The organism is Gilliamella sp. B3023 (assembly GCF_026536845.1).
GTDB classification, from domain to species: Bacteria; Pseudomonadota; Gammaproteobacteria; order Enterobacterales; family Orbaceae; genus Gilliamella; species Gilliamella apicola_E.
Genome location: NZ_JAFNNH010000006.1, coordinates 50,466 through 68,690, shown reverse-complemented (window position 1 = coordinate 68,690; position 18,225 = coordinate 50,466). Strand labels below are relative to the sequence as shown.

General features: G+C 35.4%; 16 protein-coding genes. 12 read left to right on the top strand and 4 right to left on the bottom strand.

What is annotated here, in order from left to right:
- Window positions 1–19: 19 nt before the first annotated feature.
- A complete protein-coding gene (pepP, locus tag J3U16_RS05340) occupies window positions 20–1,333 on the bottom strand; it encodes a Xaa-Pro aminopeptidase (RefSeq protein ID WP_220225521.1) in 1,314 nt (437 codons plus the stop codon).
- A gap of 33 nt (window positions 1,334–1,366) precedes the next feature.
- Window positions 1,367–1,909, bottom strand: a complete 543-nt coding sequence (locus tag J3U16_RS05335) for a YecA family protein (protein ID WP_065561789.1) — start codon at window positions 1,907–1,909, stop codon at window positions 1,367–1,369.
- A gap of 129 nt (window positions 1,910–2,038) precedes the next feature.
- Between J3U16_RS05335 and J3U16_RS05330 the strand changes: the two genes are divergently transcribed.
- From J3U16_RS05330 to crr, 4 genes are all read left to right on the top strand, one after another.
- The gene (locus J3U16_RS05330; protein WP_065561788.1) at window positions 2,039–2,365 is read left to right on the top strand and encodes a hypothetical protein; all 327 of its coding nucleotides are present in this window, start codon (window positions 2,039–2,041) and stop codon (window positions 2,363–2,365) included.
- 140 nt (window positions 2,366–2,505) lie between these two features.
- On the top strand, window positions 2,506–2,763 hold the full coding sequence (ptsH, locus tag J3U16_RS05325) for a phosphocarrier protein Hpr (protein ID WP_065561787.1): 258 nt from the start codon (window positions 2,506–2,508) through the stop codon (window positions 2,761–2,763).
- A 52-nt stretch (window positions 2,764–2,815) separates the two neighbouring features.
- Window positions 2,816–4,543, top strand: coding sequence for a phosphoenolpyruvate-protein phosphotransferase PtsI (gene ptsI / locus J3U16_RS05320; protein WP_220225519.1), 1,728 nt, complete (start codon window positions 2,816–2,818; stop codon window positions 4,541–4,543).
- A 9-nt stretch (window positions 4,544–4,552) separates the two neighbouring features.
- Window positions 4,553–5,056 (top strand): PTS glucose transporter subunit IIA, encoded by a 504-nt coding sequence (gene crr, locus J3U16_RS05315; protein ID WP_065561785.1) that lies wholly within the window; start codon window positions 4,553–4,555, stop codon window positions 5,054–5,056.
- Between the two features lie 93 nt (window positions 5,057–5,149).
- Here crr and pgi read toward each other — a convergent pair whose 3' ends face one another.
- On the bottom strand, window positions 5,150–6,799 hold the full coding sequence (gene pgi / locus J3U16_RS05310) for a glucose-6-phosphate isomerase (protein WP_220225518.1): 1,650 nt from the start codon (window positions 6,797–6,799) through the stop codon (window positions 5,150–5,152).
- A gap of 256 nt (window positions 6,800–7,055) precedes the next feature.
- Here pgi and J3U16_RS05305 point away from each other — a divergent pair, with 256 nt between their 5' ends.
- Entirely contained in the window at window positions 7,056–7,805 is a 750-nt protein-coding gene (locus J3U16_RS05305) for an IclR family transcriptional regulator (protein WP_267331004.1), read from the top strand.
- Between the two features lie 57 nt (window positions 7,806–7,862).
- Here the strand turns inward: J3U16_RS05305 and J3U16_RS05300 are convergent, their stop codons facing one another.
- Window positions 7,863–9,005, bottom strand: coding sequence for an iron-containing alcohol dehydrogenase (locus J3U16_RS05300; RefSeq protein ID WP_065735230.1), 1,143 nt, complete (start codon window positions 9,003–9,005; stop codon window positions 7,863–7,865).
- Between the two features lie 221 nt (window positions 9,006–9,226).
- On the opposite strand from J3U16_RS05300, the gene J3U16_RS05295 reads away from it, so the two are divergent.
- From J3U16_RS05295 to J3U16_RS05265, 7 genes are all read left to right on the top strand, one after another.
- Window positions 9,227–10,132, top strand: a complete 906-nt coding sequence (locus J3U16_RS05295; RefSeq protein WP_065735231.1) for a dihydrodipicolinate synthase family protein — start codon at window positions 9,227–9,229, stop codon at window positions 10,130–10,132.
- Between the two features lie 33 nt (window positions 10,133–10,165).
- A complete protein-coding gene (locus J3U16_RS05290; protein ID WP_065735232.1) occupies window positions 10,166–11,686 on the top strand; it encodes a UxaA family hydrolase in 1,521 nt (506 codons plus the stop codon).
- A gap of 51 nt (window positions 11,687–11,737) precedes the next feature.
- Window positions 11,738–13,255: a UxaA family hydrolase gene (locus J3U16_RS05285; RefSeq protein WP_267331003.1), complete on the top strand. Its 1,518-nt coding sequence runs from the start codon at window positions 11,738–11,740 to the stop codon at window positions 13,253–13,255.
- A gap of 45 nt (window positions 13,256–13,300) precedes the next feature.
- Window positions 13,301–14,599, top strand: a complete 1,299-nt coding sequence (locus J3U16_RS05280) for a lactate racemase domain-containing protein (protein ID WP_065735233.1) — start codon at window positions 13,301–13,303, stop codon at window positions 14,597–14,599.
- A gap of 79 nt (window positions 14,600–14,678) precedes the next feature.
- Window positions 14,679–15,956, top strand: coding sequence for an MFS transporter (locus tag J3U16_RS05275; protein WP_065735234.1), 1,278 nt, complete (start codon window positions 14,679–14,681; stop codon window positions 15,954–15,956).
- A 126-nt stretch (window positions 15,957–16,082) separates the two neighbouring features.
- Window positions 16,083–17,402 carry a LarC family nickel insertion protein gene (locus J3U16_RS05270; protein ID WP_267331002.1) on the top strand — a complete coding sequence of 440 codons (1,320 nt, stop codon included), beginning with the start codon at window positions 16,083–16,085 and terminating at the stop codon, window positions 17,400–17,402.
- Complete coding sequence (locus tag J3U16_RS05265; RefSeq protein ID WP_267331001.1) at window positions 17,399–18,220, top strand: hypothetical protein; 822 nt, start codon at window positions 17,399–17,401, stop codon at window positions 18,218–18,220. The genes J3U16_RS05270 and J3U16_RS05265 overlap by 4 nt, the downstream gene beginning before the upstream one ends.
- Window positions 18,221–18,225: the final 5 nt, after the last annotated feature.

The window sequence follows — 18,225 nt, the reverse complement described above, 5'->3', positions numbered from 1 at the left end:
TGCTTAGTTGATAAATAGTTTATCTATTCTTTTGCATTAAAAGTTCAATTTCCTGCGGTTGTTTAGGTACCGTTGAGGTTAAAATTTCGTTGCCAGATTCGGTAACCAAAATATTATCTTCGATACGAATCCCAATACCTTTATAACATTCTGGCACATCAGCATCTTTATTAATATAAAGTCCAGGCTCAACGGTTAAGACCATACCCGGAGCGAGTATGCGATCACGATCACTGCCAACATCATGCACATCAATACCTAACCAGTGACCTAATCCATGCATATAGAATGCTAAATAAGCTTTGTTTGTAATCAATGTTTCAACATCACCTTGCATAATTCCAAGCTTAACTAATCCTTCAACCATAATCCGAATAATTTTTTGATTAACTAATGATATTGAGGTGCCTGGTTTCAATAATTTGATAGCTGTACATTGCGCAGTTAACACAATGTTATATATTTCGAGTTGTGCTTGACTAAATTTACCATTAATCGGAAATGTTCGAGTAATATCACCTGCATAATAATGATATTCACAACCTGCATCAATTAAGACTAAATCGCCATCTTTGAGCGTGTCGCTATTATTTTCATAATGCAATATACAACCATTATTACCTCCGCCAACAATAGTATTATATGACGGCCATCGAGCGCCATGCCATGCAAACTCATGTAATATTTCAGCTTCTAATTGATATTCATACCAATTAGCCTGGCATTTTTGCATTGCCCGAATATGTGCTTGAGCACTGATTTCGCACGCTTTACGTAAAAGAGCCATTTCATATTCAGACTTAAACATTCGCATTTCATGAACAATTGGTCGCCAATCAATAACTGTACTCGGCGCAGAAAGTTTGAATCGAGCACCTTGCCGTAATGTATTGATTGCTTTCTTAATTATCTCGTCAGCATAATCATATAGTTGGTCTGCATAATAAATTGCTTTTTTTCCATTTATTAAATTTGGTAAAACACTCTCTATATCATCGAAAAGATAAGCCTCATCGACTAAAATCTTTGTTAATGCCTCTTGCTGGCCTAAGCGGTAGCCAGTCCATGTTTCGGCTAAAGGATCTTTTTTACGATTGAATAAAATATATCGTCCTTGACCGTCTTGTTGTTTAATTATTGCCAAAAGCGCTTCTGGCTCTGCAAAAAAAGTAAAATACCAAAAGTCACTATCTTGTCTATAAGGATAGTGGGTATCATTACTTCGTTTAACTTCTGGTGAAGCAAAAAATAAGGCAATGCTATTTGGCTCCATCTGAGCCAATAATTTATTTCGCCGATCTAGCAGTTCTGTCTTGGTCTGAATATCTATCATAGCGTTTACCTTAATAATCAGTAATCTTGAATATTAGTGAAGTGTTGGTGTGATATCGGGTTCATTAAATTCATCAAAACATAACATCGCCGTAATGCGAACGTACTCTTTGATCTCTTCAAATGCAAAGCCCAGCTCTTGCTGATCTTCATCTTCATCATAACCGAGTTTAGCTATTTGTCTTAGATCATATATTGCTTCACCCACATCACCTTTAACTCGATTAAGTTTAGGTTGAACTAAACCAATACCCAATAAAAAATGATTTACCCATCCCACTAAATCGTCAATTTGCGTAAACAAATCTTGCTCACCAAGTAGAAGTTGGAACTCAAAATCTTCATCAATAAATTGTTGTTTAGTTGTATGATATAACTCTTCCACTTCCTTATTTAAAGGTTCAGCTATTTTTTGCCCATCATTCAACATGTCTTGAACTAACACTCTCCAACTTTCGTCATGATTTCCTCCAGCTAATAAGCCAGATAAGAATCCATGTAATTCAGCTGCAGTTATGCCAACTTTATTTTGGATAAGTTGACGATTAAGCTCGTCATAAATCTTGGTATTAGTCATTAACTCCACCTTATTAGTTTATAATAATAGTGAAAATACATCCCTCTGCACTTTCACTCATTATTAGTATATAATTTGTGCCTAGCTGTAAATAATAAACAGGTTATTGTGCTTTATAAAGGAATTATTTTGAACATTTTTAGATTAATTTTAACATCACTATATATAGTTATATCGTTAACTGCTTGTAGTTCATGGCTGAAAAATAAAGGTGTGATTGTTCTTGATGTACAGAATAATACCTATATAACCAGCCAAGACTTACCTAAAGATTATCAGTTAGGCAATGGAGAACAAGAACTTGATAAGTTTGAAGCTTTCTGCCGAGACGAGATCCGTGCCTCACAACTAGATGGTAGTGAAGAGATGGTATTTGAAAATATCAAACGAGGAATTCACGGTCAGGTTGAATTTAAAAAATGTAGTGATAGAGTCACTCGAATTTACCGATATTAATAAATATTTCAGCTTACTTTGTAAAGTATCGCTAATAAGATTGACTAATTGTCACATATCCGTGAAATCTTACTAGCCTTTCAAGCTGTTTTTATTTATATTGTCGCATGAACAAATATATTTTTGGGAGTAAAATAATTATGTACAAGCAAGATGTAACTATTACTGCATCGAACGGTCTTCACACCCGCCCTGCTGCACAATTTGTAAAGGAAGCTAAAAACTTCAATTCTGAAATTACTGTCACATCAAATGGAAAAAGTGCAAGTGCTAAAAGCTTATTCAAATTACAAACATTAGGCTTAACTCAAGGTACAACTATTACTATTTCAGCCGAAGGTGAAGATGAAAAAGAAGCAGTAACTCATTTAGTAAAATTAATTCCTGAATTGGAATAATACTCCCATGTTAGCGTTGAACGGTTTTAATATTAGATAAGGATTAAATGTTATGGTATCAGGTATACTTGTTTCCCCAGGTATCGCTTTTGCAAAAGCGCTATTATTAAAAGAAGAACCTATTGTTATAAATAATAGGCAAATTCTTGATAACAAAATTGACGCTGAAATTGATCGTTTTAAAGAAGCACGTGAAAAATCAAGCGAACAATTACATGCGATCATGGAACGAGCTAAAACCACTTTAGGTGAGGATAAAGCTGCTATTTTTGAAGGTCATATCATGCTTCTTGAAGATGAAGATCTTGAACAAGAAGTTATTTCACGCATTAAAAGTAAACACTCAAGTGCTGACGCAGCTGTCCAATCTGTATTTGAAACCCAAGCAAAAGAGTTAGAAAATTTAGATGATGAATATCTAAAAGAACGTGCTGCCGATATCCGTGATATTGGTAAACGACTACTAAAAAATATTTTAGGCATTGAAATTGTTGATCTAAGTGCTATTAGCCAACCTTGTATTTTAGTTGCGACTGATTTAACACCGTCTGAAACTGCACAATTAAATTTAGATATGGTGTTAGGTTTCATCACTGATGCGGGAGGGCGCACTTCACATACATCAATCATGGCCCGTTCATTAGAAATTCCAGCAATCGTGGGTACATCTAATGCAACACAAGAAATCAAACAAGGTGATTTTGTTATTTTAGATGCAATCAACAATGCTATCTACATTAATCCAGATCATGCAACTCAAGAAAAACTAAAACAAGTACAAACGAAATATCTTGCGGATAAAGAAGAGTTAGCAAAATTAAAAGATCTGCCGGCTGTTACACTTGATGGTCATCAAGTTGAAATTTGTGCAAATATTGGTACTGTTCGTGATATTGCTGGTGCAGATCGTAATGGTTATGAAGGTGTTGGGCTTTATCGTACAGAATTCTTATTCATGGATCGTGAAGCTTATCCTAATGAAGATGAACAATTCAAAGCATATAAAGAGGTTGCTGAATCAACTAATGGCCTATCAGTTATTGTTCGTACAATGGATATCGGTGGAGACAAAGATGTACCATATATGCATTTACCAAAAGAAGAAAATCCATTCTTAGGTTGGCGTGCAATTCGTATCTGTTTAGATCGTAAAGAAATACTACATGCACAATTACGAGCAATCTTACGCGCTTCTGCATTTGGTAAATTGCGTATTATGTTCCCAATGATTATTTCGGTAGAAGAAATTCGTATTCTAAAATCTGAAATTAATATCCTTAAAGAACAATTAACATCTGAAGGTAAAGCATTCGATAAAAGCATTGAAATTGGTGTGATGATCGAAACACCAGCTGCTGCGGTTATTGCTAGACATTTAGCTAAAGAAGTTGATTTCTTTAGTATTGGAACTAACGATTTAACCCAATATACCCTTGCTGTTGACCGTGGTAATGAGCTTATTTCACATCTTTATAATCCACTTTCACCATCAGTATTAACATTGATTAAAAATGTAATTGATGCTTCTCACAAAGAAGGTAAATGGACAGGAATGTGTGGAGAGCTTGCTGGTGATGAAAGAGCAACAATTTTATTACTAGGTATGGGGCTTGATGAGTTCAGTATGAGTGCGGTATCAATTCCTAAAATCAAAAAATTAATTCGTAATACTAATTATGAAGAAGCGAAGAAATTTGCTGATACTGTTCTTGAAAAAGCAACAGCTAAAGAAATAACCGATTTAATTGAAAAATATACTGCTGAAAAGCAAATTTGTTAGGAGGCAATGATGGGTTTATTCGATAAAATAAAGCAATTTGTATCTGATGATAACAAAAACAGCATCGAAATTATTGCACCTCTTAGTGGTGAAATCGTTAAGATCGAAGATGTGCCAGATGTAGTTTTTGCAGAAAAAATCGTTGGTGATGGTGTTGCTATAAAACCTTCTGGTAATAAAATTGTAGCACCATTAAATGGTAAAATTGGTAAAATTTTTGAAACCAATCATGCATTTGCTATTGAATCAGATGAAGGTATCGAACTTTTTGTTCATTTCGGTATAGATACGGTGGAATTAAAAGGTGAAGGTTTTACACGAGTTGCCGAAGAAGGACAACAAGTTAAAATTGGAGATACTATCATCGAAATCGATCTGCCTTTACTTGAAAGTAAAGCCAAATCAGTGTTAACACCAGTCGTGATATCTAATATGGAAACTGTTGTTGAATTAACTAAGTTATCCGGCTCAGTTGAGGCAGGTAAAACACCAATTATGCGTGTTAAAAAATAACATCGCACAAAGTTACTACTCATAAAAAAACCTTCAGTTTTCACTGAAGGTTTTTTATTGAAAATAATCAAACATAGAGTTCAAATAATTCGTTTAACGCCATTTTTTGTATTGATTAATCAAGCTGTTGGTTGATTCATCATGCGAGCTGACTGGTTTATCATCAGCAAGTTCAGGTAAAATGCGACCAGCTAACTGTTTACCCAATTCAACCCCCCACTGATCGAAGCTAAAGATATTTAAAATAACACCTTGCGTGAAGATTTTGTGCTCATACATCGCCACTAATGCGCCTAAAGTGTACGGTGTAATTTTTTTCACTAAAATAGAGTTAGTCGGTTTATTGCCTTCAAAAACTTTAAATGGAACAATAGATTTAACTTCTTCAAGCTTTTTACCAGCAGCAAGAAACTCTTGTTCTACTTGTTGAGCAGTCTTACCAAAAGCTAAAGCTTCTGTTTGAGCAAAAAAGTTAGAAAGCAATTTAGGATGATGATCGCCAACTGGATTATGACTAATTGCCGGTGCAATAAAATCACAAGGAATAAGTTTAGTACCTTGGTGAATTAATTGATAAAACGCATGTTGACCATTTGTCCCTGGTTCACCCCAAATAATAGGACCTGTAGTATAAGTAGTCTTGTTGCCATTACGATCAACACTTTTACCATTTGATTCCATATTCCCTTGCTGAAAATAAGCTGCAAAGCGATGCATATATTGATCATAAGGTAGAATTGCCTCGGTTTCTGCACCATAGAAGTTATTGTACCAAATCCCAATTAAAGCAAGTAATGTTGGGATATTTTTTTCAATTGGTGTGCTTTGGAAATGTTTATCCATCGCATGTCCACCAGCTAAAAACTGTTTAAAGTTTTCAAAACCAATTGAAAGTACAATTGATAAGCCGATTGCAGACCAAGAAGAATAACGACCACCAACCCAATCCCAAAATTCAAACATATTGGCAGTATCAATACCAAATTTTTCTACTTCTTTGGCATTGGTTGATAAAGCTACAAAGTGAAGCGCAACAGCTTTATCATCTTTTGCAGCATCAAGTAACCATTGACGAGCGGTTTGTGCATTAGTCATAGTTTCTTGAGTTGTAAAGGTCTTCGATGCAACTAAAAATAGCGTTGTTTCTGGATTTAAACCTTTTAAAGCTTCAACAATGTGAGTACCATCGACATTAGAAACAAAGTGCATAGTTAGATGGTTTTTATAAGGGCGTAATGCTTCGGTAATCATCACTGGCCCTAAATCTGAACCTCCAATTCCGATATTAACTACATCAGTAATCGCTTTACCAGTATAGCCTTTCCATTCACCACTAATAATTTTTTTACTAAAGGATTCCATCTTCGCCAGCACAGCATTGACGTCATCCATAACATTTTTACCATCAACATAAATTGGTGAATTTGATACATTGCGAAGCGCAATATGTAAAACGGCTCGGTTTTCGGTCCGATTAATTTTTTCACCACTGTACATGGCATTAATAGCCCCGCTTAAATCACACTCGTCAGCGAGCTGATAAAGTTGCTTTAGGGTCTCCTCAGTAATGCGGTTTTTAGACAGATCAACCAAGAACTCATCTTCAAAAGGAATACTTAACTTTTCAACTCGTTTAGGTTCATCTTTTAGAATTTGAGCAATCGTCTTATCGCAATGCTTCTGATAACTAACTTGAAGGGACTTCCAAGCGGATGTAGTAGTTGGATCTATTGACTTTAACATAACTTATTCCTTAATTAATATAGCACTATTAACCATGATATAACTATGGATAACATGATGCAAGATAAGGATTTATCCTTTCAAATCGAGTTGATAGAAAAATAATAGAAGTTATTTTCTTTTCCAAATCAAATAACTTGAATATAATGTAAAAAATAAGATATTTGATACACATAACCGTTCAAAAAATGATTTTTTAATAAATTAGAACCAATAAACTAAATAAATTTCTTACATTATTATATTAGGATATTTCATGCCAAATATTCAGACTCTAGTACCAGCCTTGGATAAAATTGTTCGCATTTGTGATTATTTAGATGGAAATAAAGGTGCAACTTTTAGTCAAATATTTCAAGACCTTAATTTACCTAAAAGTAGTACTTCGACACTGCTTAATGCGTTAGTTATGCATGGTATTTTACGTCAAGATCAAAATAAGTTTTATCTTGGACTAAAATTGCATGAATGGGGAGATAAATCGTTAGAACAGTTCGATATCACAAAAATCGCAGAACCATTGATGACTAAATTAAGAGATCAAACCAACTTAACCTGTCATCTAGGTGTTCTTGATGGGCTTTACTCTGTCTATATTGCAAAAATTGAAAATGACCAAGCTATTGGTATTCGTACTTGGATTGGCAAAAAATTACCATTACATAGTTCTGGTATTGGTAAAGCATTAATAGCTTGGTTACCTGATGAGAAAATCGACCAACTGATACCCGAAGACAAATTGCCCAAATATACCGACACCACTATAACCAGCAAAAAACAGTTAAAAAAAGAGCTAGCTAAAATCCGGTCGCAAGGTTGGGCTTACGATAATCAGGAAGATGTAAAAGGCGTACATTGTATCGCAGCACCGATATTTAATAAAAATCATGAACCAATTGCGGCTATAAGTATTTCCGGCGTTCTTTTTCAACTACCGGTTGATAAAATTGAAAAATACTCAGAGTTAGTCCGTAAAGCCTGCCAACAGTTAACCAATAAGTTTTAAAATAATATTGAATAATTATAATTCAATATTATTTTAACTATTTTATTCAAGAAGTTATTAAGCGATCTGTTTAAATAGCTCAATAAGTTTTTGTTTATCAAAAAATACGGGATTGGCGCCAGCACAGGCATCTTTCATTGAATTTTCCGCCAATAATTCAAAATCAGGATTATTAACCCCCAATTCCTTTAATGATTTAGGAATACCGACTTCTTGCGCTAAATCTTCAATTCTTTTTATCACATAATCAACACATTCTTGATCACTTCTATCTTTTGTATCAAACCCGATTGTTTCAGCAATCACTCTAAATTTTTGTGGTGCATGTTTAGCATTTTCTTTTTCGACTACCGACAATAGCATCGCATTACAAACACCATGAGGTAAATCATAAAGCCCACCTAGTTGATGTGCCATAGCATGCACATTACCTAGCCCAGCATTACTAAAAGCGATACCATTTAAAAAGCAGGCATAACTCATCTGTTCTCTGGCTTGAATGTCATTACCGTTTTTAACTGCTCTGGCTAAATATTTAAAAGTTTGAGCTATAGCATATAATGCGGTTGAATCAGTAACATCCATCGCACCTTTAGCAACTACCGCTTCAATTGCATGAGTTAACGCATCCATACCTGTTGCAGCGGTTAAATTGGCAGGTTTGGAAATCATTAAATCAGGATCGCTAACGGTTATTGATGCCAGCGTATTGGGATCGACCATAATCATTTTTACATGTCTACTTTCATCGGTAATAACATAATTAATGGTAACTTCAGCAGAAGTACCTGCAGTGGTTGCTATTGCCACAATAGGTAAACATTTTTGTTTACTTTTATGCATCCCTTCATAATCGGTAATTTTGCCACCGTTGGTGGCCAAAACAGCAACGGCTTTACCACAATCTTGAGGTGAACCTCCACCGATTGATACAATAAAATCACACTCTGATTCTTGACATAATTTTAATGCATTTTCAACATTGGCAACCGTTGGATTTGGTTTCACATCATAAAAAATAACTGATTCAATACCCTCTTTTTTTAAGATATCAACCACTCTATCTACAGTGCCATTACCAATTAAAAACTTATCACTAACAACGAATGCTTTTTTGCAATTTAATTTTTTCACTGGTACGCCTAACTCAGACAGGCAACCTTTACCTAATAAATTAACGGGTGGAATGTAATAAATCATATTTACCTCTTAAATTAATAACACTTTAAAAAATTCCCAGAAAAGAACTTAATTTCATTATACGGAAAAAATAAACTTCAAAAAAAAATAATCTTTACAATGAGAGAATGATCACAAAATTAATTTTCTTTTGTATTAATTGATTGCAATTCGAAATTTTTTCACCAATAATTTGTTCGCAACAAAGAAATTATGTTCTACTCAGTGAACAAGGAGAAGAGATGAATATAGAAAAATTTAAAGGGATATTCCCTCCCGTTCCGACAATCGTAAATAAACAAGGAAAACTAGATAAAAAAGGAATGGCCAACCTATTAGATCATCTTATTAAAAATGAAGCGGATGGCGTTTTGATTTTAGGTAGCGGTGGTGAGTTTTGTCATATGCCACCTAAACTAAGGCTCGAAGTCGCTGAATTTGCGGTGAGGCATATCAATAAACGTATTCCCGTTATGATTGGAATATCAAGCCCAAGTACCAAAGAAACGATTGAATATGGTCAACATGCTGCTCAAATAGGTGCGGACGCTGTTTTAGTTGTGAATCCTTACTATGCCTTATTGAATAGTGATGCAATTTATCACCATTATAAAACTGTCGCTGAAAATATTAGTATACCGATCCTACTTTACAATTTTCCTGCACTAACTGGTCAAGACATTGGTATTGATGTAATTACCCGGTTGGCAAAGGATCTGCCAAATATCATCGGGCTAAAAGATACTATTGATAACATTAGCCATACACGAGAAGTGATCAACAAAGTCCATTCTTTCCGACCCGATTTTATCATCTTTAGTGGTTTTGACGAATATATGCTAGACACGCTGATTTTAGGTGGTCATGGTGGTATTCCGGCAACGTTTAATTTTGCACCTAAAATTACTAAGGGAATTTATAAAGCGTTCATACAAAAAGATTATGAAACAGCATTTAAATTACAACGTCAATTAGCAAAATTGATGCCTATCTATGCCATTGAAACCCCTTTCTTTGGTGTGATTAAACAAGCAATCAAACTAACAGGTGTGAATATATCAACTGAAGTTTTAGCTCCAGTAATGCCATTAACTTCCGATAAAAAGAAAATACTTAAAAAATTATTATCTGATTCAAAAATTTTATAAGAATTTATTATTAATTAGTTTTAGGAGCAAATTATGAGCGAAGTATCTAAAGTAATTATACTTCATCCTAATGATGATGTTGCCATAGCTCGTTTTCCGGTAACCAAAGGGTATGTAATTCAAGAAAAAAATATTTCAGTATTAGCTGATATTAAAGAAGGCCATAAAATAGCACTACACAATATTGAAAAAAATCAACCAATCAAACGCTATAATCAAATTATAGGTTATGCAATTTGCAATATCCAAGCAGGAGAACACATACATTTACATAATCTAAAAATGGGTGATTATGGACATGAATATGACTTTTGTGCAGATAAGAATGAAACCCCAAAAGCCAGTGAAAAAAGGACTTTCATGGGCTATAAGCGTAAAAATGGAAAAGTAGCAACTCGTAACTATATCGGCATATTGACATCGGTTAACTGCAGTGCAACAGTTGCACGCCGCCTTGAAGATCACTTTAAAGCAAAAGGATTAGACGATTATCCAAATATAGATGGCATCGTAGCGCTTCCACAAAGTTTTGGCTGTGCCATGGATATGAAAGGTGATTTGATGAAGATTATGCAACGCACAATGAGTGGTTATGCAAATCATCCAAATTTCGCTGGCATTTTAATAATTGGGCTTGGATGTGAATCTAATCAAATCAAAGATCTTATCCAAGTAAAAGAATTGAATGAAGGTCCTATGTTACAACACATGACTATTCAAGAAACTGGTGGTTCACAAAAAACTTTCGATAAGGGAATTTCTATTATTGAAAGCATGTTAAATGAAGCAAACCAATACACCAGAGAGGAGGTGCCTGCATCGGAATTAGTCTTAGCCCTTGAATGTGGTGGTTCTGATAGTTACTCAGGTATTTCTGCTAATCCAGCCCTTGGCGTAGCTGTTGATTTACTTGTACAACAAGGTGGAACAGCAATACTCGCCGAAACTCCTGAAATTTATGGTGCTGAATATATCCTTACTCGCCGAGCAGACTCGAAAGAAGTAGGTGAAAAACTTATTAATCGAATCTTATGGTGGGAGGATTATGCCAAAAGATGCCACGCAGAATTAAATAACAATCCATCCGCAGGCAATAAAGAAGGTGGACTTACAACTATTCTTGAAAAATCGCTTGGTGCTATTTGTAAAGCAGGAAGTACAAATCTTATGGATGTATATGAATATGCAGAACCAGTAACCGCAAAAGGTTTAGTATTTATGGACACTCCAGGATATGACGCATTTGCATGTACAGGTCAAATTGCTGGTGGTGCAAACATTATGTGTTTTACCACAGGGAGGGGGTCAGCCTATGGTTCAAAACCGACACCGTGTATAAAAATTGCATCTAATAATTTTTTATGGCGGCGCCAAGAAGAAGATATGGATATTAATTGTGGTGATGTAGCCGAAGGACAAGAAACATTGGAGCAAGCAGGTAAACGTATTTTTGAAAAGATATTAGCTGTCGCTTCTGGTGAGAAAACAAAAAGTGAAAAATTTGGATATGGATCACTTGAATTTGTCCCATGGCAACCGGGTGCAATTATGTAAATATGAATAATCTTACCTCTATTAGCAGTGCATATTAAAGAGAAGTAATGAATGAGCAATATAAGTCCTATAATTAAATTAAATGAGAAAGATGACGTTGTTATAGCCAGAATTCCTATTAGCAAAGGAACGTGTTTATCCAATGAACTTGTAGTATTAAATAACATACCCGAAGGTCATAAAATTGCTATTCGCAATATTGAACAAGGAGCACAAATCAAACGTTATGGACAAACCTTTGGATTTGCAACAAAACCGATTCTAAAAGGCGAACATGTCCATGTTCACAACGTTGGCGTAGGTAATTTTGATAAAGACTATGCGTTTGGTAAAGACGTACATACACTCCCCCCTACAGATAAAATTGATACTTTTTTAGGTATCAGAAGAAAAAATGGCAAAATCGCTACCCGTAATTATATTGGGGTAATGTCGTCAGTAAATTGTAGTGCAACTGTAGCTAAGGCAGTTGAAATTTACTATAACAAAGTTGGACTAGTCAATTACCCCAATGTTGATGGTGTCATCGCTTTACCTCAAAGTTTTGGTTGCGGTATTGGACAAGACGGACCTTCCATGACGAATATGAGAAGAACTTTATCAGGTTACGCAACACATCCTAATTTTGCAGGTATGATTATTGTTGGCCTCGGATGCGAATCATCACAAATAAAAGATATGATGAATTTTGCTCATTTAACTGAAAATGAAAATTTACACACACTAACTATCCAAGAAACAGGCGGTTCCAAAAAAACAATTGATAAAATTATATCAATTATTGAGGAAATGTTACCTATAGCCAATCAAGTTCAACGCCAAGAAACCCCTGTATCAGAACTTATCCTCGCTTTAGAGTGTGGTGGTTCTGATGGTTATTCGGGTATATCAGCCAACCCTACTTTGGGTTATGTAGCAGATAAAATTATTCAACAAGGTGGAACGGCTATTTTATCTGAAACTCCCGAAATATACGGCGCAGAGCATCTACTCACCCGACGAGCCGTATCTCAACAAGTTGGTGAAAAACTGATTCAACGAATCAAATGGTGGGAAGAGCATTGTAAACAAAATAAAAGTGAAATTAACAATAATCCTTCTGTAGGAAATAAAGCCGGTGGTTTGACCACAATTTTAGAAAAATCACTTGGAGCAATCACAAAAGGAGGAACATCAAATTTAGTCGCTGTTTATGAATATGCAGAACCTGTCACAAGTAAAGGATTAGTGTTTATGGACACGCCCGGATTTGATCCTATGGCTGTAACGGGCCAAATTGCAGGTGGAGCTAATATTCTTTGTTTTACAACTGGACGAGGCTCAGCACTAGGTTCATCTCCAACACCCACCCTAAAAGTCGCTTCAAATAATTTCTTATGGAACAGACAACAGGAAGATATGGATATGAATTGCGGAGATATTATCGAAGGAAATGAATCAATTGCTCAGGCAGGAGAACGCCTATATTCAATGCTCCTTGAATTTGCATCAGGGGAAAAAAGTAAAAGTGAAAAATTTGGTTATGGAAGTTTGGAATTTGTGCCATGGCAAATGGGCGCTTTTATGTAATGTATTGCTTTAAATTTTAATGATATTCCAAGTTAGGAGAAAACTATGTCATTTGTTGATGAACTACTCAATGATATAAAACTACCAAGAATGGTAAGGATCAGACAGCGCTTCGAATCGCCTGCTGAAATTCAGGATATTGATGAAAAAATTCACATTGAATTTTCTAAACCAGAAATAAAAAATACAATAAAAAAAGATATGGTGATTGCAGTGGGTTTAGGTAGCCGTGGTGTTGCTAAAATAGACTTAATTGCAAGAGCTGTAATTAATGAATTAAAAGCCTTAGGGGCTAAACCTTATGGTGTACCAGCAATGGGAAGTCATGGAGGAGCCACTGCTGAAGGACAAATCCATGTTTTAGAAAAATTAGGCATGACAGAAGAGTTTCTTGGTTGTGAAATACGTTCCTCGATGGAAACAGTAAAAGTAGGAGAGCTACCTAACGGGTTAGAAGTATTAATGGATAAAAATGCGATGCAAGCTGATGGCATTATTTGTATCAACCGAATCAAAGCTCACAACGCATTTACTGCACCTATTGAAAGTGGCATTATCAAAATGCTATCTATTGGATTTGCGAAACAAAAAGGTGCTGATTCCTGCCACACTTATGGTTTTGGCTGTATGGCGCAAAATATCGTCAATATGGCAAGAATTAAAGTCGCTAATACTCCTTTCCTGTTTGGTATTGGCACTATTGAAAATGCCTTTGATCAGGTCGTTGACATTGAAGCTATCCCCGCTAATAAACTTGAAGAACGCGAAAAAGCCTTACTGGCAAAATCAAAAACTTACTTTCCTAAAGTAATGTTTGATAACGTTGATATCTGTATTGTTGATTTAATGGGTAAAATTTACTCTGGTGGAGGTATGGATTGCCATGTTACAGGCAGAGCCTGTACACCATTTATGCAACCCATTGCCTCAATACGCCCAGATAGAATAGTGGTACTCGATCTTCATGAAAAAAGCGGCGGCAATGCAACCGGTATGGGATTTGCTGATTTCTCTACAAAACGTTTACTTGATAAAGTCGATTTTCCTGAAACATACCCAAATGTACTTACATCACGCTTAAGCCAGGACGGTTACGTTCCGGTGATACTAGCTAATGATAAGCAAGCCATACAAGCTGCTGTTAAAACCTGCATTATTTTAGATGGACGAAAAGAAGCACGTATTATCAGGATTGCCAACACTTTACATATCGATGAATTATATATCTCAGAAAATATGCTTGAAGATGCAAAAGCAAATGCACAAATCGAGATTTTAAGTGAGCCTGAATATATTGCATTTGATGAAAATAACAATGTAACTGATATAGGAATTAACTTATAGATATGTAATTTCTAACAGCTTAACAATCAATTATAACAAAATTAATATAGTCTATATAACGAGGCTAGGGAGTCCCCTTATGAGTAATATTACATTATTGTCGGTAATAAAAAAGACAAAACTTCGCTTAATTCCTTTTATGTTAATACTTTACGTCTTAGCATTTTTGGATCGTTCAAATATCGGCTTCGCCAAAGAGAGTTATCAAATTGACATTGGTTTAAGCAATGAAGCTTATGCTTTAGGTGCTGGATTATTCTTCGTAGTATACGCATTTTTAGGTGCACCAGCTAATTTATGTTTAAAAAAGTTTGGCGCCAGATACTGGATCGGTGCAACAACCTTAGCTTGGGGGCTTTTATCTGCTGGTATGGGATTTGCCGACAGTGAAGCGAAATTCTTAACCATTCGTATTTTATTAGGTATCACCGAGGCTGGTTTCTTTCCTGGTATGATCTATTTAACATCACAATGGTTCCCGCAAGCCAATCGTGCAGCAGTAATGGGATTGTTTTATATGGGAGCGCCTTTGGCAATGGCATTTGGTTCACCGCTTTCTGGTGCTCTTTTAGAATTACATGGTTTCCTTGGTCATCCGGGATGGTTTTGGATGTTTGTAATTGAAGGTGCATTAGCATTTATTGCAGGTATTTGGACATTCTTCTATTTAGATGACACTCCTGCAACCGCTAGATTCCTCTCTAAAGAAGAAAAAACCTTACTAGCTAATCAAATGCTATCAGAAGAGAACAATAAAAAAGCAGCGTCAGCTAAACTTATGGATGCATTGAAAAACCCAAGAATATGGCACTTTGCTATTATTTATGGTTGTATTCAATGTGGTGTATATGGACTTATCTTCTTTTTACCAAGCCAAGTGGCCAGTATTATGTCAAGTAAAGTTAACTTTATGACTTCTCTCGTCACTTCACTACCATGGTTATGTGCATTATTAGGGACATTTTTTATACCTCGATACTCAGATAGAGTTCAAGAGAGACGTAATACCTGTGCAGTCACATTATTAGTAGGCGGAGTTGCATTAGGTTTATCTGCTTACGTTGGCCCTATACCAGCCATTATTGCCTTATGCATTGCCGGTACGGCTTATTTTGCCTGCCAACCTATTTTCTGGATCATGCCTTCATCAATTTTAACTGGTAACGCGTTAGCTGCTGGTATTGGATTTGTCAATATGTTTGGTGCACTGTTTAGTTTTGGAGCCCCTATTTTAAGACAACACTCTGAAAATGTTGTAGGTACTCCTGCAGCTGGTTTATTGTCAATCGGTCTAGTTGTGGTAATTGGTTCAATCCTGATTTTCATTTTACCGAAAAATGTGGGTACAAGTGAGTAGAAACTATTAGTAAAATAATCAATAAATTAATTAATATACGATCGAAGTAACTAGTATAACTAATACAATGTATTTAGAATTAATGTTAAGTACATTGTATTTTAGAAAAATCTGAAAGGTTACATAATGCATATTCATCTAGACATAGTGGGCGGTATAGCTGGAGATATGTTCTGTTCAGCAATGCTAGATGCATTTCCTGAACTGGAAACCCCATTACGTACATTTTTATCTTCATTAGCTATTTTTAAAAAATATCAACTCGAAATAAAGGCAACACGACAAAAAGAGATCTTGGGTAAACAATTTATTATCTTGAAAAATCAACAAGCAATCGAGGATACCCAACATCTCATTTTGAAGCCATTAAACGATCAATCTCACTCAGTAATAAAAAATAGATTATTAATGAACGATCAGCATGAACATTATAGCTGGCAAGAGATTTTAACAAAATTAGATCAAATTAAAGATAATGATAAGATTTACCAATGCACTAAAGCAATTTATACCATTTTGGCTAAAGCTGAAAGCGAAGTACACGGCATTACACTAGAAAATATAGGATTACATGAAGTCGGCGCGGATGATGCTATTATCGATATTATTGCAGCGGCATTTCTGATCACTCAGAGCAACGTATCGAGTTGGTCTTGCTCTGCCCTACCTTGGGGACAAGGCACAATAAAGTGCTCACATGGCACTTTACCTGTACCCGCGCCAGCAACTTTAAAGATACTCACCAATTTTCAGTGGACTTATGATGATGAAATCGGTGAACGAATTACACCAACTGGGGCTGCTATTCTAGCTTGGATTATGCAACATTGTCCTGGCCCTATAAATGGTACGTTCATTAAAAGTGGTTATGGTTGTGGTAATCGGTCTTTTAAACAAAAACCTAATATAATGCGGGCAAACGTTTTTACCACTAACCCCCAAACAAATTTAGAACATGATAGTGTCTATATTATTCAGTGTGATATTGATGATATGACCGCTGAAAGCCTGGCAATATCTGAAGATAAATTAAGATTATCATCGGGGGTGCTTGATTTAGTCAGTCAACAAATAAAAGGCAAAAAAGGACGTTGGATGAGCAGAATAGAAATACTGTGCCAGCCAGATAAATTAACTGATATATGTCTTCAACTATTTACTGAAACAACAACTCTAGGTGTAAGATATTGGCAAGTTAAGCGTTCTAAACTACCAAGAGAACAAATCACGATAAATGCAGATCAACAATCCTGGCCGATTAAAATTGCTGTCCGACCCAATCATAACTTCACTGCAAAATTAGAGTCTGACTGTATTCAATTACTAGAAACATCCTATGCCGAGCGTCAAAATATAAAATATAAATTTGAACAATCTGCGCTAAATACCTATACCAAGCAATTAAGTCATCATGAAAAGCCGAATGAGAAGGATATCAAATCATGACTAATCAAGATATTCAAGAAACTATTTTAATTCTTACATCATGGTTTAAAAAAATAAAAAAATGTACCATTGCGACCAGTGGTGGTATAGATAGTATGTTACTTGCTTATATTGCTCACAATACATTGGGACAAAATGCACTTATTGCACATTCAACTTCGCTTTCGGTTCCAACATTAGATGCTAAACGAGTTAGAAATTATGCACAAAAATATCGTTGGCATATCGAATTTATAAAAGCAGGAGAGCTAGATAATGAATCTTACCAAAACAATCCGGTGAATCGGTGTTATTACTGTAAAAGTTGTTTGTTTGATCGGCTTAAAAAGTTACATCATGGAGTGCTAATCACTGGAACCAATCAAGACGATTTAGGTGATTATCGACCGGGATTAATTGCTGCTAAAGAACAAAATGTAAGACAACCTTATGTTGAACTCAAGATTGATAAAATAATGATACGTAAGATGGTTGAGCATCTACAACTCAATGATTTAAAAGATATTCCAGCATCCCCGTGCCTATCAAGCCGAATTGAGACAGGGATTAAAATCTACCCGGATTATCTACAAGCGGTCGATCACGTTGAAAACTTTGTTCGTTCAGAACTAAAAACCGATCTTGTTCGTTTTAGAATACGTAATGATAAAGTTGAACTTGAGCTAGAACCCCTCCTTTTTAATCAGTTATCCGATCATCAAAAAGATTCACTGGTTAACAAAATAAAACTGATTATAGAACCTCTAGCTATCTCTCATAATGTTCAAATTTCAACCTATAAAAAAGGTAGTGCTTTTATCGGGGTAAAAAATATCTAATAATT

Bases quoted from the DNA above. Each gene is read 5' to 3' on its own strand.
- pepP (WP_220225521.1), bottom strand. From the start codon at position 1,333: ATGATAGATATTCAGACCAAGACAGAACTGCTAGATCGGCGAAATAAA.
- J3U16_RS05335 (WP_065561789.1), bottom strand. From the start codon at position 1,909: ATGACTAATACCAAGATTTATGACGAGCTTAATCGTCAACTTATCCAA.
- ptsH (WP_065561787.1), top strand. From the start codon at position 2,506: ATGTACAAGCAAGATGTAACTATTACTGCATCGAACGGTCTTCACACC.
- ptsI (WP_220225519.1), top strand. From the start codon at position 2,816: ATGGTATCAGGTATACTTGTTTCCCCAGGTATCGCTTTTGCAAAAGCG.
- crr (WP_065561785.1), top strand. From the start codon at position 4,553: ATGGGTTTATTCGATAAAATAAAGCAATTTGTATCTGATGATAACAAA.
- pgi (WP_220225518.1), bottom strand. From the start codon at position 6,799: ATGTTAAAGTCAATAGATCCAACTACTACATCCGCTTGGAAGTCCCTT.
- J3U16_RS05305 (WP_267331004.1), top strand. From the start codon at position 7,056: ATGCCAAATATTCAGACTCTAGTACCAGCCTTGGATAAAATTGTTCGC.
- J3U16_RS05300 (WP_065735230.1), bottom strand. From the start codon at position 9,005: ATGATTTATTACATTCCACCCGTTAATTTATTAGGTAAAGGTTGCCTG.
- J3U16_RS05295 (WP_065735231.1), top strand. From the start codon at position 9,227: ATGAATATAGAAAAATTTAAAGGGATATTCCCTCCCGTTCCGACAATC.
- J3U16_RS05290 (WP_065735232.1), top strand. From the start codon at position 10,166: ATGAGCGAAGTATCTAAAGTAATTATACTTCATCCTAATGATGATGTT.
- J3U16_RS05285 (WP_267331003.1), top strand. From the start codon at position 11,738: ATGAGCAATATAAGTCCTATAATTAAATTAAATGAGAAAGATGACGTT.
- J3U16_RS05280 (WP_065735233.1), top strand. From the start codon at position 13,301: ATGTCATTTGTTGATGAACTACTCAATGATATAAAACTACCAAGAATG.
- J3U16_RS05275 (WP_065735234.1), top strand. From the start codon at position 14,679: ATGAGTAATATTACATTATTGTCGGTAATAAAAAAGACAAAACTTCGC.
- J3U16_RS05270 (WP_267331002.1), top strand. From the start codon at position 16,083: ATGCATATTCATCTAGACATAGTGGGCGGTATAGCTGGAGATATGTTC.
- J3U16_RS05265 (WP_267331001.1), top strand. From the start codon at position 17,399: ATGACTAATCAAGATATTCAAGAAACTATTTTAATTCTTACATCATGG.